The 16,259-nt window shown below is 49.4% G+C and carries 13 protein-coding genes; 10 read left to right on the forward strand and 3 right to left on the reverse strand.

Annotated features, from left to right (window positions below):
• Window position 1 precedes the first annotated feature (1 nt).
• Both ACZ45G_RS27880 and ACZ45G_RS27885 read right to left on the reverse strand, forming a co-directional pair.
• Window positions 2-496, reverse strand: coding sequence for a TRAP transporter small permease subunit (locus tag ACZ45G_RS27880; RefSeq protein ID WP_464173853.1), 495 nt, complete (start codon window positions 494-496; stop codon window positions 2-4).
• Window positions 497-609: 113 nt separating this feature from the next.
• Entirely contained in the window at window positions 610-1,761 is a 1,152-nt protein-coding gene (locus ACZ45G_RS27885; RefSeq protein WP_464173854.1) for a TRAP transporter substrate-binding protein, read from the reverse strand.
• A gap of 406 nt (window positions 1,762-2,167) precedes the next feature.
• Here ACZ45G_RS27885 and ACZ45G_RS27890 point away from each other — a divergent pair, with 406 nt between their 5' ends.
• From ACZ45G_RS27890 to ACZ45G_RS27905, 4 genes are all read left to right on the forward strand, one after another.
• Window positions 2,168-3,556 carry an FAD-linked oxidase C-terminal domain-containing protein gene (locus tag ACZ45G_RS27890; RefSeq protein WP_464173855.1) on the forward strand — a complete coding sequence of 463 codons (1,389 nt, stop codon included), beginning with the start codon at window positions 2,168-2,170 and terminating at the stop codon, window positions 3,554-3,556.
• A 2-nt stretch (window positions 3,557-3,558) separates the two neighbouring features.
• Entirely contained in the window at window positions 3,559-4,911 is a 1,353-nt protein-coding gene (locus ACZ45G_RS27895) for a (Fe-S)-binding protein (protein WP_464173856.1), read from the forward strand.
• Between the two features lie 27 nt (window positions 4,912-4,938).
• On the forward strand, window positions 4,939-5,778 hold the full coding sequence (locus ACZ45G_RS27900; RefSeq protein ID WP_464173857.1) for an SDR family oxidoreductase: 840 nt from the start codon (window positions 4,939-4,941) through the stop codon (window positions 5,776-5,778).
• 101 nt (window positions 5,779-5,879) lie between these two features.
• Window positions 5,880-6,611 (forward strand): FadR/GntR family transcriptional regulator, encoded by a 732-nt coding sequence (locus ACZ45G_RS27905; protein WP_464173858.1) that lies wholly within the window; start codon window positions 5,880-5,882, stop codon window positions 6,609-6,611.
• A gap of 6 nt (window positions 6,612-6,617) precedes the next feature.
• On the opposite strand, the gene ACZ45G_RS27910 is transcribed toward ACZ45G_RS27905, so the two are convergent.
• The gene (locus ACZ45G_RS27910) at window positions 6,618-6,740 is read right to left on the reverse strand and encodes a hypothetical protein (protein ID WP_464173859.1); all 123 of its coding nucleotides are present in this window, start codon (window positions 6,738-6,740) and stop codon (window positions 6,618-6,620) included.
• 117 nt (window positions 6,741-6,857) lie between these two features.
• Here ACZ45G_RS27910 and ACZ45G_RS27915 point away from each other — a divergent pair, with 117 nt between their 5' ends.
• The 6 genes from ACZ45G_RS27915 (at window position 6,858) to mutY (ending at window position 16,110) form a co-directional block, all read left to right on the forward strand.
• A complete protein-coding gene (locus tag ACZ45G_RS27915; protein WP_464173860.1) occupies window positions 6,858-9,422 on the forward strand; it encodes a histidine kinase N-terminal 7TM domain-containing protein in 2,565 nt (854 codons plus the stop codon).
• 111 nt (window positions 9,423-9,533) lie between these two features.
• Window positions 9,534-11,069, forward strand: coding sequence for a leucyl aminopeptidase (locus tag ACZ45G_RS27920; protein ID WP_464173861.1), 1,536 nt, complete (start codon window positions 9,534-9,536; stop codon window positions 11,067-11,069).
• Window positions 11,070-11,081: 12 nt separating this feature from the next.
• Complete coding sequence (locus ACZ45G_RS27925; RefSeq protein WP_464173862.1) at window positions 11,082-12,002, forward strand: AAA family ATPase; 921 nt, start codon at window positions 11,082-11,084, stop codon at window positions 12,000-12,002.
• A gap of 51 nt (window positions 12,003-12,053) precedes the next feature.
• On the forward strand, window positions 12,054-12,956 hold the full coding sequence (locus ACZ45G_RS27930) for a DUF58 domain-containing protein (protein ID WP_464173863.1): 903 nt from the start codon (window positions 12,054-12,056) through the stop codon (window positions 12,954-12,956).
• Window positions 12,953-15,028 (forward strand): transglutaminase TgpA family protein, encoded by a 2,076-nt coding sequence (locus ACZ45G_RS27935; protein WP_464173864.1) that lies wholly within the window; start codon window positions 12,953-12,955, stop codon window positions 15,026-15,028. The genes ACZ45G_RS27930 and ACZ45G_RS27935 overlap by 4 nt, the downstream gene beginning before the upstream one ends.
• A complete protein-coding gene (gene mutY / locus ACZ45G_RS27940; protein WP_464173865.1) occupies window positions 15,025-16,110 on the forward strand; it encodes an A/G-specific adenine glycosylase in 1,086 nt (361 codons plus the stop codon). Before ACZ45G_RS27935 ends, mutY begins: the two co-directional genes overlap by 4 nt.
• Window positions 16,111-16,259: the final 149 nt, after the last annotated feature.

The following is a 16,259-nucleotide window of genomic DNA, read 5'->3' on the forward strand; positions in this document are numbered from 1 at the left end:
CTTATTGTTTAAGTGAGTTGATATCTTTAATTAAATTTGCAATTCCCTGGAGAAACAAAAAGAGAAAACAAACGGCCATCAAAATTTTCAGGGGCCAGATGGGCGGAGCCCAGGAAGTAGAATTCACCTCAAGGCCCTGGAAGGACACATAGGCAAACTTAAAAGACCACATGGTCATGAAGCTCATTACCGGCATGAAAAAAGCCAGGTTGGTAATCACCTTGATGACGGCCTGGGTTTTTTTAGAGGTCAATGCGGTAAAGATATCGACCCGGACATGACCGTCATAGACATCGGTATAGGCCATTCCAAACATGTAGTGGAGGCCATAAAGAAAGGTGGTGGCCTCAAACCCCCAGTTTGTGGGCGAATTGAACACATACCGCATAAAAACTTCATATACCACGACTGCCAGCAGGGGGTAGATGAGAAAAGAAGTGATCTCCCCTTCTTTTCGGGTGATGTTTTCTAAAGTATTTGATACTGATTCCAACATGTCGTTTCCTTTATTGGAAGATTGTCGCAAGGATAAGGGTCCGGCTGCCTGTATATTGGGATTGTTGGCGGCAGCCGGACCAAAAGATTCAGGCAAAGGCCCAACTCTCTTTTTTATTCAAAGGTCTTACCGTTGATATAGGTCTCATAGGGCCAAGGCGTTACACCACCGCGGACTTTTCTCCATTCGGCATAATCCTGTGTAAAAGCTTCCTGAGAGTCCAGAACTTTTTTAACGTCAGGATATTTGGCTTTGACTTCGTCCAGGTATTTTTTGGTGGTTTTTCTGAACTCGATCCGGGTGGCCTTGTCCATTTCAACAAATTCAACATTTTTCTTGAACAGGTCAATGGCCTTGGCGTTCAGGTTATTGATCCAGTTATAGCTCCAGAGCTGGGTTTCCTTGGCACAAATATCAATGATCCATTTCAGATCATCGGGCAATTTATCATAGGCATCTTTGTTAAAGAACAGCGCGTTTTGGCATGCGGGCTGATGAACCCCCGGGCTGATCACGTACTTGGTGATCTCATCAAAACCCATGGGATAGTTGATGGCAGGAGAAGAGAATTCAGCCGCGTCAATAACACCACGTTCCAGGGCCAGGTAGACTTCGCCGCCGGGCAAAGGAGATACAGAAGCGCCCAGATTGTTCATAATATCCATGAACCAGCCCGGAGTACGGACCCGCATGCCTTTAAAATCTTGCATCTTGGAGGCTTTAACATTGGAGAACAGGCCCATTTCCTGACCTGTCTGACCGCCGGGAAGGGCAAAGAGGTTGAACTTGCCATAGATTTCCTGCATCAGTTCAAGACCGCCCCTTTCATAGAGCCAGATATTATACCCTTCTGCGTCCAGTCCAAAGGGGACAGAAGCAAAGGCGACAAAGGCTTCATTTTTACCCTTCCAGTACCCGGGCCAGTCATGTCCAACCTGGGCGGCTCCCTGGCTGACCGCATCAAAGCTCTGCATGGCCGGTACCAGTTCTCCGGCGGAAAAAGGTTTGATATCCAGTCTGCCGGCGGATGCCAGGCGGACACTGTCGGCAAAATGAACGGCGATATCGTAGAATAAGAGTCCTTTGGACCATGGCATAACCATTTTCCAGCGAATTTTTTCTTGAGATGTTTTGAATGAAACGCGTTTTGCATCTTTATGGCGGGGATCTTCACCAAATTTTTCACGTTTAGCGGCATAGGTATTGCCACAGATAAAAAAGAATGCCATCAAGCAGGTAATCAATACGGTTAAGCTTTTTTTCATTTCTTCCTCCATCCTTAAATTGCCTAGGGTAAAATCATGGATACAAACCTGGGCTGGAAATCAACCCAGCGATAGTTTTGCCGTAGATCTGTTGCGCCCTCCTTTCCTGGACCTTTGCTTCAAAGGTTTTCCAGCAAACCAATTTGTATGAAATCTTAAATAAACATGCTTCTTCTTTGGTATGACCATTAATTATGGTCTTGGAATAGTTTTGTCAAGAAAAAAAATTTAATTATTTGTTTTTTGTTTTAAAGTCTGTTATATAATTTTTTATTAAGTAAATTCAGTCGGTTCTGTTTCAGGGCGTTCAAAGCCATACAGGGTTGCATCCTGACACACCCACACTGAAAGCAAAAAACCTGACCAAAATCTCGAATTGGTATTACCATATACAAAAGGGGCAAATATGATCAGCCAGTCTATCGTCAGCGAATTAAAAAAGATTGTCGGACCCGAACACCTGCTCACGGAAAGAGAGGACATGCTCACCTATTCATATGACGCAGCCGTCCTTGATTCACAAATGCCCTGTGCCGCTGTCATGCCGGGCACCACCCAGGAAGTTGGTAAAATCGTAAGCCTTTGCCATGAAAATCGTATTCCCATAACCGTTCGGGGCTCGGGCACTAACCTGTCCGGGGGCACCATTCCGGAAGCTACTGGAATTGTCCTGCTCACGGGCCGGTTGAACAAAATTATTGAGATCAATGAGCTAGATATGTATGCCGTGGTCCAGCCCGGGGTTGTCACGGCCACCCTTGCCGCAGCGGTTGAGAAAAAAGGGCTGTTCTATCCGCCGGACCCAGGAAGCCAGGCCGTCTCTACCCTGGGCGGCAATGTAGCAGAAAATGCCGGAGGTCTGCGGGGGCTCAAATACGGGGTAACGAAAGATTATGTCATGGGTCTTCATTTTTTTGATGCCCAGGGCAGATATGTTAAAACAGGCTCCAGAACCGTAAAATGTGCCACCGGATACAATATCACCGGACTCATGACAGGGTCCGAAGGTACCCTGGGAATCCTGGATGAAATCATTTTAAAGCTCATCCCCGCTCCGAAAGCCAGACAAGCCATGGTGGCGGTCTATGATACCATGGATGCGGCATCTGAAACCGTGGCTGAAATCATTGCCGCCCACATCGTTCCTGCCACCCTTGAATTTCTGGACAATTTCACCATCCGGGCGGTGGAAGACTATTCCCATGCCGGCCTTCCCGTTGATGCCGCAGCCCTGCTGCTCATTGAGGTGGACGGTCACCCGGCCGTTGTGGCCGAAGAAGGCGAAAAGGTGGAAGCGCTCTGCCGGAAAATGGGAGCAAAAGATATCAAACGGGCGGAAACCGATGCAGAACGGGACAAAATCTGGGCTGCCAGAAGATCTGCCCTGTCAGCCCTGGCAAGACTCAAACCCACACTGGTGCTGGAAGATGCCACCGTGCCCAGAAGCAAAATCCCGGAAATGGTAAGGGCCTTGCAAGAAATTGCCAAAACCTATAAAATCGACATCGGTACCTTTGGTCATGCAGGAGACGGGAACCTTCACCCCACAATCCTCACCGACCGCAGAAATGTGGAGGAGTTCAAACGGGTGGAAGAAGCCATTGAAGCAATTTTCGACAAAGCCCTGGGACTGGGCGGAACCCTGTCCGGCGAACACGGCACCGGGATTGCCAAGGCCCCTTTCCTTGAAAAAGAAACCGGGTGGTCGTCCATCCTCTTTTCCCGACAGCTTCGCCAGGCAATGGATCCCCACAACATTCTTAACCCAGGCAAAATAACAGGAGTTTCACAATAGAAATGGCACAAATGAATGATCTGGCAACACTTGTCAAGGAATTGGAAGAACAATTGGTCACCTGCACCCGCTGCGGTATGTGCCAGTCGGTATGTCCCTTGTTTGAACAGACAAAAAAGGAAGCCGACGTTGCCAGGGGAAAACTGGCGCTGCTTTCAGGCCTCCTGGAAAATATATTTGCGGATCCCGACGGAGTCAACCAACGGTTGAACAAATGTTTACTCTGCGGTTCCTGTGCCGCCAATTGCCCCTCGGGAGTCAATGTTCTTGAAATTTTCATCAAGGCCCGGGCCATTCTATCAGAATACAAAGGGCTCTCTCCGGTTAAAAAACTGATATTCAAAAAAATGCTGGCCAACCCCAAAACCTTTGACACCCTTACCCACTGGGCCGGTCGGTTTCAAAATTTATTTATAAAAGACGAGGCCAATGCCCAGGGAACCTCCTGCGCCAGGCTGGTATCTCCGCTACTGGGTCACCGACACATTCTTCCCATGGCCAAAACCCCATTTCACAAAAGTCTGTCAGACCTCAGTCTAAAAGAATCTGCTCTTGTGTCCAGCAAGGGCTCTGGCCTGAGGGCACTCTTTTTTACCGGCTGCCTCATTGATAAAATATTTCCCAACGTGGCCCATGCCAGCGTCCAGGTGCTCACCCACCACGGGGTGGAACTGATCATCCCCCAGGGACAGGGATGCTGCGGGATTCCAGCCCTTGCTTCCGGAGACCGGGACACCTTTACAAAATTGGTGGACCACCACCTTGAACTGTTTAAACAAGAAAAATTTGATGTACTGATTACGGCCTGCGCCACCTGTACCTCCACCATTAAAAAACTCTGGCCCACCCTTTACAAAAACCCAAGCTCCGGGGTCAAAGAACAATTGAACCGGCTGTCTGAAAAGACCATGGATATCAACCAATTTCTCGTGGACCGGGTAAAACCCGATTTTGACGAGGAATTATCTGCTGTCCCTGACGCTGCCTCTGAAAAAACAAGGGAAATTGTCACCTACCACGACCCCTGTCATTTGAAAAAATCCCTGGGGGTTGCAGACCAACCCCGAAAAATCATCCAGGCCGCCGGGAAAAGACTGGTTGAAATGGAAGGATCTGACAAATGCTGCGGCATGGGGGGCAGCTTTAATGTCTACCATTACGAAGTGTCAGTCGCCATTGGAAACCTGAAACAAAAGAATATTGCAGATACGGGTTGCACCACGGTAGCAACGGGGTGTCCGGCCTGCATGATGCAGATTTCCGACATGCTGGCCAAGGAGAAACGAAATATCAAAGTGCGTCACCCCATGGAATTGTATGCCCAAGCCCTGGAAAAAAAACAAAATAACCCTTAAAATTTAACTGCCTTGAGGAGAAACCGAATGGATATCAGAGAACCAGACATCAAGCGAGATGAAATTTTAATTCTAAACGACTCGGATTTTTGCCGGGAAAACATCTGTATTGTTACGGGGTGCGGCACTGGTATCGGAAGGGCCACCGCCATTGCAGCCGCCGCCAACAACCTTACCACCGTGGGTCTTGACATCAACCGAACAGAAGGGGAGAAGACCTGCGCCATGGTCCAAGATCTTGGAGGCGCCATGACCTTTTTAGAGACAGATCTCACTCAAGACAAGGAGATTGAAGCGGCTGTGCAACAGGCAGCCTCCCTGGGACAGATAAAATACCTGGTCAACATCGCCGGGATCCAGCACATTGATTCGGTGGAAAATTTCCCCATGGAAACCTACGATCTCATGCAGACCCTCATGCTCAGGGCACCCTTTTATTTATCCCAACTGGTGATTCCCCACATTAAAAAAAGCAGCAACGGCACCGGTGCCATCGGAAACATGGCCTCGGTCCATGCCCATATCAGCACAAAGAATAAACCGGTTTACAATATTACCAAATTTGGCCTCCGGGCCCTGAGCCAGTCCATCTCTGCCGAGGGAGAAGGGAAAATCCGTTCGTTTACGGTCAGCTGCGGATTTGTAAAGACGCCCCTGGCATTGAACCAGGTGACGGCCCAGGCAGAACAGCGGGGCATCACAACAGACCAGGTGATGACCGATGTCATGATGGGAAGATCCATGGTCAAAGAGATGATGACCCCCATTGAAGTGGGCAATTTGTTTCTTTTTGGTTTTTCCCGATTTTCAAAATACCTGGTCGGAGGGGATCTTCTGTTTGATGGGGGAATGGTCCGTACCTATTAAAAAAACTTGATATAACCCCCTGAATGGTTAATACTCTTTGGTTTAATGTTTACTATAAAAAAAAGGTTTTGAACCTTGGAACAGATAAGAATTTTAAGATTATGACCATATCCATAAAACCCATAAAGCCCAAACGTATTTCAGACCAGGTCTTTGACCAGATCCGGGAGCTTATTTTCAGGGGGACCCTGAAACCCGGGGAAAAATTGATGACCGAACGGGAGCTGGCCCTGGCAATGAATGTCAGTCGAACCACCATCCGGGATGCCATCCAGCGGCTGGTGGCAATGGGGATGATTGTCCAGAAACAGGGCCAGGGAACCTTTGTCAAACGCATTGACATCTCCCTGGAAAACCCCCTGGCCAAAGCCATGGAAGCCCAGAATGCCTCCATTGAAGACCTGCTGGAAGTCCGGGTAGGCCTGGAATGCAATGCTGCAGCGCTTGCGGCCAAACGGGCAGACGAGACCGATATCACGGCCATGACTCAGAGTATCGCCGAGATGCAAACGGAAATCGAATCCGGACGACTGGGCACCGAGGCAGATACTGCCTTTCACATGGCCATTGCCTATGCTGCAAAGAACCCCCTGCACATCCTGATCATGCGCAATTTTTATGATTATCTTTTCCTGGGCATCGGGGAAAACCTGGCCTGCCTCTATGAAGACCCCAAAAACATCCAGGAAATCCTTCGTCAACATAATACCATCCTGTCCGCCATCAAAGCCAGGGATCCAGATAGGGCCTATACCGTCATGAACGAACACATTACTTTTGTGTTGAATTTTTTTAAAGACAGAGACCAATTTTTAAAAACTAGGGACCAATAATCCCCATCAGGCATAAAATTTCTTGTCCCTGACCCGGATGATCCGGGAGGCAAACTTCTCCATCTGGGCGTTGTGGGTCACCATGATAATGGTGTGCCCGTATCGGTTCAAGGATTTGAGCAATCCCATGATCTCCTCGGCAGTTTCAGAATCCAGGCTTCAAATCTTTCTACTGGAAAAAACTTCCCCCTTCCGTTATAAAACATTGTTTTGAATTAGCATCTATCTATATGCAGGATATAAGAAATGAACTGGACCCTATTCTTTGGCTTTTTCTCCCTGATTTCCGGAATGATCTGCGCCGGAATTGCAATATACCTGGCCCCCTACCGGGAAAAGACAGGGGCAGGACAACTCATGTTGCTCATGGCTGGTATTTCCATCTGGACCCTTGGGTATGGCATGGAATTTTTAAGCCCGGATCTTTCCCTGAAACTCTGGTGGGTCAAAATAGAATATATGGGTGTCTCCTGGTTAGGGGTCCTGATCTTTAAATTTGTCTGCACACTTACCGGAAAAACCGATTACCTGGAAACGAGACTTCATTTTCTTCTCTTTATGGTTCCAATTCTAACCATTTTTCTTGCCCTGACCAACGAATTCCACGGTCTGATGTGGCAGCAGGCCCATCTGGAGTCAAATTCCGTCATCCAGGGGATCATCTTTCAACGGACACCAGCCTTCTGGGGGTATACGGCATTTTCCTACGGATTAATTTTCTGGGCAACCGTCATTTTGATAAATGCCTTTGTTTCTTCCAGGGGTATTTATCGAAAACAGCTGAGCCTTATTCTAGCAGGCGTCATGGTCCCCTGGCTTTTCAATGTGCTATACCTGTTCGAATTCCAGACAATCCAAAACCTAGATCTCACCCCCTTTGCCTTTATGGTCAGTGGAATTTTGTTTGCCTGGGGCTTTCTCCGGTATCAGCTTTTAAATCTCATCCCCCTTGCCCATGAGGCTGTCATGGACGGCCTGGGGGATCCTGTGATTATCATGGATATGAATGACAGGGTCATGGAAATCAACAGGGCCTGCTCAACCACCTTTGCACTCCAGTCCATCACACCAGGCCAGGACACAGCAAAAAAAATGTTTCCGGAACTTTACAGCCTCGTTGACGCGCACCGGAAGAAAACAGCGGTTATAATTGAGGCCGCCCTGACAATTAAGGGGATTTTACAACAATGGGATTTAAGGCTATCTCCTTTACTGACACCCCAGGGGAAACAAAGCGGCTGGCTCATTGTTTTAAGGGACATCACCCAGCACAAACAGGATGAAGCAGCGTTACGAAAAAGCGAAGAAAGGCACAGGACAATGTTGGAAGTCTCCCCCACCCCCATTGTCTACTATTCGAAAAAAGGGGAAGTGACCTATGCCAATCCTGCCTTTACCCGGGTATTTGGATGGGACTGCGGCGACTTGATGGGAAAACCTCTTGATTTTATACCGGAAAAACACAAACAGGCGACAGAAAATGCCATCCGGCAGGCCCTCAATCACCCCGAGGAGAACTTTGATTTTATCACCCAGCGCTACACAAAGTCCAGAGAACTTCTGGATGTAAACATCAACGCCGCCCGGTACCGGGACAAGGAAGACAACCAGACCAGCCTGGTTGTCAATTATACGGATATTACCCGAATCAGAAAAGTGGAACAAGAGCTTCGATTTACAAGGGACTCTGTCAAAAGCATCATCAATTCAATGCCCTCCATTCTCATCGGCGTGGATGACAAGGCAATGATCACCCAATGGAATATAGAGGCCGAGAAGATAACCGGAATCCCGACTGACCATGCCCGGGGCAAATCACTCGCCACGGTTTTTCCCCCGTTGTCCGGAATTATCCCCAATATTTCAAAAGCCATTGAAAACCAGCAAGTGCAAAGACAGGAAAAAACACCCTTGGTGATTCATCAAAAAAAAGTTGTAACAGATATTACGGTTTACCCTATATTGTCAGACAATTTGCCGGGGGCCGTGATACGGGTGGATGACATCAGTGAGCGAATAAAAATCGAAGAGATGATGGTCCAGTCCGAAAAAATGATGTCCGTGGGCGGCCTTGCAGCCGGTATGGCCCATGAGATCAACAACCCCCTTGCCGGCATTCTCCAGAATATCCAGGTCATCCAGAACCGCCTGTCAAAACCCCAACCAGCAAATGTCGAAGTGGCAAAAAAATATGGCATAGACCTGGGTCTTCTTCAAGGTTACATGGAAGAAAGGGGAATTTTCCACATGATGAACCAGGTGGAATCCGTGGGGAAACGCGCGGCAAAAATCGTTGAGAATATGCTGTCCTTCAGCCGCAAAAGTGACAGCACACGATCCCGCCATTCTCTTCAGGACATGGTGGCGTCCACCCTGAGCCTTATGAAAAATGATTACAGCATGAAAAATCAGCATGATTTTCGCTCCATGAAAATTCTTCAGAAAATTGAGGACAATCTCCCGGCCGTTCCCTGCGAAAAAACCAAAATCCAGCAGGTGCTCTTTAATATCCTGAAAAATGGGTATGAAGCCATGTCCGAAGCAAAAGTTGCATCTCCCAGGTTTGTGATCCGGTATTTTCTCGATCAAAATATGGCGGCCGTTGAAATTCGGGACAATGGCCCCGGCATCCCGGAAAAGATCCAAAAACGAATTTTCGAACCCTTTTTCACCACCAAGGAGGTGGGCATTGGAACCGGGCTGGGTCTGTCGGTTTCCTATTTCATCATTAAAGAAAATCACAATGGAATGCTGACCGTGGAATCCTCCCCCGGGAAGGGGACTGCCTTTATCATCAAACTCCCGGTTTAATGAATACCCCTCCATGAAAACTTCTTTTACTTAAATCAATATATATGTTAATTTTAATCAGTCGGATATTTCGAATATTAATCTTTCCCATTCATATATTAAGGTGATCTCATGAAAACAACCCGAGTGACCACAACAGACAAACCCGTTGATACCTTTGAAACAGACCTTCTGGTCTACCTGGTAACCCAGATAAAAGACAAGGCACCCCTCTGTGACAAAGCCGTCATGGCCCAGGTAAAAAAGGCCTTTGAACTGGGGGATTTTAAGGGCGAAGAAGGGGAGCAGCTCTTTTATTACCCAGCGGCTCCCGGAAAGAAAAAACAACCCACTGCCAAACGAATACTGATCCTGGGGATGGGTAAGATTGAAACAGAAAATGACGAGGCAATGGTCTGTGATACCCTGCGGGAAGCCGGGGGCCACCTGGCAAAGGCCTGTGAAAGAACCCAGGCCAGGGAGATAATCATCTGCCTGCCGACCCTTGGAACCCTGACACCGGAAAAAACAGCCGAATGTATTACAGAAGGTGCGCTTCTAGGAGATTATCGGTTTACAAAATACAAACAGGTCACCCGGAAAAAGACGGATTATACCGGAATTGCTGCCATTAAATTTGCCTGTACCACTGCGGTCAAATCAGTCCGCAAGGGCGTGGCCCAGGGCAGAATTTCAGCTCTTGCGGCCTGTGCGGCACGGGATATGGCCCATGAACCCGGCAACGGCTGGACATCTGCAGAGTTTGCAGCCTTTGCCAAGGCCCTGGCCAAAACCCACGGCCTCACCTATCGCTGCATTGAGAAAAAAGAGATGGAAAAGCTGGGTATGGGCGGTATCCTGGCCGTAAACCAGGGGTCTGCCATTCCACCCAGGCTGGTGATCCTGGAATACCAACCTGAAAAAAAATCTGAGACCCTGCTGCTGGTGGGCAAGGGGGTGACCTTTGACTCCGGTGGTATCAGCCTGAAACCCGGAGCCGGTATGGAAGAAATGAAATATGACATGTGCGGGGGGGCAGCCGTCCTTGCCGCCATGCAGGCCGTGGGAGAGGAAAAACCAGCCATAGGCGTCGTGGCCATTATCCCGGCCACGGATAATATGCCCAGCGGCTCTGCCGTCAGGCCCGGCGATATTATCCATCACTTTAACCAGGTGACCGCAGAAATTGTCAACACAGATGCCGAAGGCCGGATGATCCTGGCCGATGCCCTGGCATATGGCATTAAAACATACAAGCCCGACGGCGTTGTGGACGTGGCCACCTTGACGGGAGCGGTTATCATCGGGTTGGGTCATCATTTTTCAGGACTGATCTCTAACAACGACAATCTGGCCCTTTCCCTGGAAACAGCCGGCAGGCTGTCGGGAGAACCCCTGTGGCGCCTGCCCCTGAACAAGCATTATAAAAAGCAGATCGAATCCAAGGTGGCAGACATTAAAAACATCGGTGGAAAGGCCGGGGGATCGATCACAGCGGCTGCCTATCTGTCCAACTTTGTGGGGAAAACCCCCTGGGCCCATCTGGATATTGCCGGTACGGCCTGGAATTTTACCGAAAAAAGTTATATTCCCAAGGGCCCATCGGGTATAGGGGTCAGGACTTTTTTAACCCTGATCCGAAACTGGGAAACAGGAAAATTAAAATAGGAACCGCTGCCCATGATGACCCAGGAGTTTGAAGAGATTGTCAACCAGATTTCCGGTGTGATTCTGGGAAAAAAACCCCAGATCCGCCTGGCCCTGACCTGTTTTTTTGCCCGGGGTCATTTGTTGATTGAAGACTTTCCCGGCATTGGAAAAACCACTCTGGCAAAGGTGTTGGCCAAATGCATGGGCTTAAAATTTCAGCGGATGCAGTTCACGGCAGATCTATTGCCGGGCGATATTCTGGGCATGTCGGTCTTTGATCAGAACACCAGCCGATTTTCCTTCCATGCCGGTCCCATCTTTACCCAGGTTTTTCTGGCAGATGAGATCAACCGGGCCACCCCAAAAAGCCAGAGCGCCCTGCTCGAGGCCATGGAAGAGGAACAAGTCACCTTTGAGGGGGAAACCCGCCCCCTTGAAACTCCCTTTTTTGTCATTGCCACCCAAAATCCTTTGGAACAGGCCGGTACCTTTTTGCTGCCCGAATCCCAAATGGATCGGTTCCTCATGCGTATTGAACTGGGATACCCGGACAGGGAAGCCGAAAAAAAAATTCTCAAAGGAGAGGGCGCAGACCAGGCCATGGCCGAGATTGGTTGCTGCATGAGCCAATCGGATGTCATCCGGGTCCAGGAAGAAATAAACCGGGTCCACTCTTCAGATATTTTCCTGGAGTATCTCCAGGACCTTCTCGGGTTTACCCGAAGGTCTCCTGAGTTCCAGATCGGCCTCTCCCCCCGGGCCGGCCTCTCCCTTTCCCGGGCGGCAAAGGCCTGGGCATTCCTCCACGGCAGAGATCACACCCTGCCCGAAGACCTGCAGCATATCCTGCCCTGGGTAGCCGGCCATCGGCTCAGATCTGCCCAGGATCTCACGGGAATTCCCCGGGACAAGCTCATGGAGCTGTTTTCCAGTGTGCCGGTGCCGATTTGATGATCCCCAGGTTTCCCCCAGGATAAACGTTTAACAAGAGAAAGGCCTGCCATGAAATTGAGCCGAAAACAGGTATCCATTTTCCCCACCCAGCACGGTTTTTTGTTCCTGGCCATCCTCATCGCCATGCTCCTGGGCGCCATCAACTACAACAACAATGCCGGGTTTATCCTTGTCTTTCTGCTGGGGGGCATGGCCCTGATTTCCATTTTCCATTCCTTTAAAAACCTTGTGGGGATTGAAATAGGATACCGATCCCCCCTGCCGGTATTTGCCGGTCAAACTGCCACCTTTCCTATCCATATCAAAGCCCCGGCAACAGGGGGGCGGTCCATCACACTTTCCCTGATGCCCCAGGACACTCTCTTTGTAAGTATTCAAAGAGAAAAAACCCTTCAAATGGGTATTTTAGCCCGGGAACGAGGCATTTTGCACCCCAGATCCCTGACCCTTAAAAGTGTTTACCCCTTTGGACTTTTCACCTTTTGCACCCTTCTCCCGGTTACGGCAACCTGTCTTGTCTATCCCCAGCCTATCCCGGGCCCCCATGGAACCGCCAAAAGCCGGCTATTGCCCGACGGGGAAGAAGAGACCTCCCGCCAGGGGGCCGATGATTTTCAGGGATTAAAACAATACCAGCCCGGCCATAGTATCAACCGAATTTCCTGGAAGGCTTTGTCCAGGGGCAGGGGTCTTTTCATCAAAGATTTTACAGCAGAAGACAGCCCCTGCGTCATGCTCGATTTTGATGTCATACCCGGCAGGGATATGGAGTTTAAGCTCTCCCGGCTTTGCGACATGATCCTCACGGCTGAAGGCCGACAGATGGAATACGGGTTAAGATTGCCCGGCTTTGTGAAAAATCCTGCCAGGGGAAAATCCCATCAGCACCATTGTTTAAAGGCATTGGCTCTTTTTAATTTGCAGGATAGGCTTAAGGGCGATCCCCAATGACAAAAGAATCTGCCATTGTTGTCCCCATCATTTGTGCCCTTGTGGTGGCCATTGCCCCCCACACCTTCGGGCTTCCCCTGTGGATCAATGCCTGGTGTCTTGTCATGTGGGGGTATATGCTGGTGCGGTTGAAAACCGGATGGCCCCTGCCCAGTGCCCGTATCCGATATGGACTGACCTTTACCGGGATGATCGGGCTGCTGCTGACCTATCGTGTCCAGATAGGGGCAGATGCCTTTATCGGGCTTCTGGCGCTCATGGCAGCCATCAAACCCTTTGAAATGGCCACCCACCGCCACCAGATGATCACGGTGCTTTTGACCTATTTCATCATCATCACCAGTCTGTTCCGGTCGGAATCCATGTTCATTGTTCTCTACATGTTTTTCAGTGTATTTATAACCACCATCGCCCTTGTCCGAATCAATGCCCCCGAAGACAAATTACAGGAAAGTGTCAAACTGGGCAGCAAAATTCTGGCCCAGGCCATTCCCCTGATGGTCCTGCTGTTTCTGCTCTTTCCCAGGCTTCCCGGCAGCTTGTTCGGTATTCAAGACAAATCCCTTGGCCAGACTGGGTTTTCAGACCGCCTCAGCCCTGGAAGTGTCACACGCATGGCTCAGGATCATACCCCGGCCTTTCGGGCAGAATTTAGGGGTCCAGGGCCCGCTTCAACCCAGCTTTATTGGAAAGGGGTTGTGTTCCAAAAATTTGATGGGAAAACCTGGACACCCCAGGAAATGGAACAACCTTCCCTCCCCACCCTCATCTCGCCGGGGGAAACCCATACCTATACCATCCTTTTGGAGCCCCATAACAGTATCTGGCTCATGGCGTTGGACAAACCGATCAAGGGCCCGGCCTGGGCCCTCCTTACTGCCGGACAGGTACTCAAATCCCAACGGCCGGTAAAAAAAAGGCTCCAGTACACCGTCACCTCCCTTACCAGGGATTCTTTTATGATAACTAAAAAAAATCTGACAGGTGCCGATACCGAGGGGATAGTCCCTGACTCATCAGATACCAGCATCGACCCTAGCCCCCCCCATATATCAGGCCAGATATTGGCCCAGAAAATGGCCGCCAGCATCATTTCAACAGCAAAAACCAAAAATCCAAGGACCCGGGCATTGGCCCGGACACTGGTCAAGAAAACCGCCAGTCCCACAGAAAAAATCCAAGCGCTGCTGGCCTATTTCAAAGAGAATCAGTTTATTTACACCCTGAATCCCCCCGAGGCCCACGGCCACCCCATTGATTTTTTCCTATTTGAATCAAAAACAGGATATTGCGAACATTTTGCATCGGCCTTTGCATTCATGATGAATGTTCTGGAAGTTCCGGCCAGGGTTGTGGGCGGATACTTAGGGGGAGAACACAATCCCTATGGCAACTATCTGACCATCCGCCAGTCCTATGCCCATGCCTGGGTGGAAATCTTTGATCCGAAAAACGGTTGGGTCCGGGTGGATCCCACTATGGCCGTTGCACCGGAACGGATGGAAACAAATCCCGACGGCTCCTCCACCGCTCTTCAACCCTCTGCCGGGCTCTTCTCTTTTTCCCAACGACTAACCTTTGCTCTGGATGCTGCCAACATGCGCTGGGAAGCCTGGTTCACCGGATATTCCTATTTTGAACAAAAAGCCTTTCTGGAAAAACTTGGCCTGGGAAAATGGGCCGGATTTACGGGGACCCCATTAATTCTATCGCTTTTGGCCCTTGGAGCCCTGGCTGGCTTCTCAAGTGTTCTCGTTTGGCTGTTTCAATTGAGACGAGACCGGCCCGACCCGGTGCAGCAAGCCTATGGTCTGTTCTGCCGACGCCTTGACAAGCTGGGTCTGACCAAACGATTGGACCAGGGCGCCATTGACTTTGCAAAAACTTCTGGTAAAACGAGACCGGATTTACAAACAACTATCCGAACGATCACAGACCTTTATGTGCAACTTCGATTCCAAAAAAAATGCCCGGACACAACCCTGGCAGAGTTTAAAGACCGCATCAAAAATTTTAACCCCAAACCCGTTCAATCACCCGGATCAACCCTCTCAAAGGATATAACCCATTGAAACCATCTCGTGAAACCATAACTACCATTCAAAAAAAATTAATGTCCTGGTATGGGACCCACCAGCGAAACCTCCCCTGGAGAAAAACCAACGACCCCTTTGCCATCTGGGTGTCCGAAGTCATGCTCCAGCAGACCCAGGTCAAAACGGTTATTCCCTATTATTTAAAGTTCATGGACACTTTCCCATCGGTCAAAGACCTGGCCACAGCAGATCTTGAGCATGTTTTAAAAATTTGGGAAGGCCTGGGCTATTATGCCCGGGCCAGAAACCTTCACAAGGCAGCCATCCTTGTGACAAAGGATCTTAAAGGCAAGATCCCCGACCAGTTCGCCCCGTTTTTAGCCCTGCCCGGGGTGGGGGATTATATTGCCTCAGCCGTTCAAAGCATCGCCTTTGGCCATTGCCATGCGGTGGTGGATGGCAATGTCAAACGGGTTCTGGCAAGAATGTTCTGCCTTGAACATCCGGTGAACCAGCCATCTACTCACAAACAGTTTAAAGCATTGGCCCAAACCCTTTTGGAAAGAACAGATCCATCCACTTTTAACCAGGCGATGATGGAGATGGGTGCCCTTGTCTGCACACCCGCCGCTCCCAAATGCAGTGATTGCCCCCTGTCCAACCAGTGTTCCGCCCTTAAAACACAAACCCTTGACCAATTTCCCATGCGGGTTCCCTCCAGACCAGTGCCCACCCGGACAATTGCTGTGGGCATTGTTCGAAGAAACGGGCGGCTGCTTATTACCAGAAGACAATTGGATGGGCTTTTGGGAGGGTTGTGGGAATTTCCCGGTGGTAAGCTTGAAAAGGGTGAAGACAGCCCGTCTGCATGCATCCGGGAAATCAGAGAGGAGACCGGGATTCACGTAAAAATTGATTCTTTTTTGACCCGGATAAAACATGCCTATACCCATTTTAAGATAGAAATGGATGTATTTTACTGCCACTATATTTCAGGAGAAATTGAACTGAACGGACCCATAGACCATAAATGGGTCCAGATTTCTGAAATAAATGAATTTCCCTTTCCAAAGGCCAATCTAAAATTTATTCCCTTGATTAAAATGGAAAACACCTGATTTTAACCCATTGCGTAAGAAGGAACATCTATGCGGACTCGCCTGCCGCCTGAAAAAAAACAGGGGAATAAAAAAACAGATCTGCCTGTCTTAAGGTAAAGGCCGTGAAGCGCTTGTCATATTTTAGGCCTGCCAGGAAAATTTAGGAA

It is taken from the genome of Desulfoconvexum algidum, assembly GCF_055382125.1.

What these genes read in the sequence shown, in the direction of transcription:
- ACZ45G_RS27880 (WP_464173853.1), bottom strand. Translation starts at nt 496, where the DNA reads ATGTTGGAATCAGTATCAAATACTTTAGAAAACATCACCCGAAAAGAA.
- ACZ45G_RS27885 (WP_464173854.1), bottom strand. Translation starts at nt 1,761, where the DNA reads ATGAAAAAAAGCTTAACCGTATTGATTACCTGCTTGATGGCATTCTTT.
- ACZ45G_RS27890 (WP_464173855.1), top strand. Translation starts at nt 2,168, where the DNA reads ATGATCAGCCAGTCTATCGTCAGCGAATTAAAAAAGATTGTCGGACCC.
- ACZ45G_RS27895 (WP_464173856.1), top strand. Translation starts at nt 3,559, where the DNA reads ATGGCACAAATGAATGATCTGGCAACACTTGTCAAGGAATTGGAAGAA.
- ACZ45G_RS27900 (WP_464173857.1), top strand. Translation starts at nt 4,939, where the DNA reads ATGGATATCAGAGAACCAGACATCAAGCGAGATGAAATTTTAATTCTA.
- ACZ45G_RS27905 (WP_464173858.1), top strand. Translation starts at nt 5,880, where the DNA reads ATGACCATATCCATAAAACCCATAAAGCCCAAACGTATTTCAGACCAG.
- ACZ45G_RS27910 (WP_464173859.1), bottom strand. Translation starts at nt 6,740, where the DNA reads ATGGGATTGCTCAAATCCTTGAACCGATACGGGCACACCATTATCATG.
- ACZ45G_RS27915 (WP_464173860.1), top strand. Translation starts at nt 6,858, where the DNA reads ATGAACTGGACCCTATTCTTTGGCTTTTTCTCCCTGATTTCCGGAATG.
- ACZ45G_RS27920 (WP_464173861.1), top strand. Translation starts at nt 9,534, where the DNA reads ATGAAAACAACCCGAGTGACCACAACAGACAAACCCGTTGATACCTTT.
- ACZ45G_RS27925 (WP_464173862.1), top strand. Translation starts at nt 11,082, where the DNA reads ATGATGACCCAGGAGTTTGAAGAGATTGTCAACCAGATTTCCGGTGTG.
- ACZ45G_RS27930 (WP_464173863.1), top strand. Translation starts at nt 12,054, where the DNA reads ATGAAATTGAGCCGAAAACAGGTATCCATTTTCCCCACCCAGCACGGT.
- ACZ45G_RS27935 (WP_464173864.1), top strand. Translation starts at nt 12,953, where the DNA reads ATGACAAAAGAATCTGCCATTGTTGTCCCCATCATTTGTGCCCTTGTG.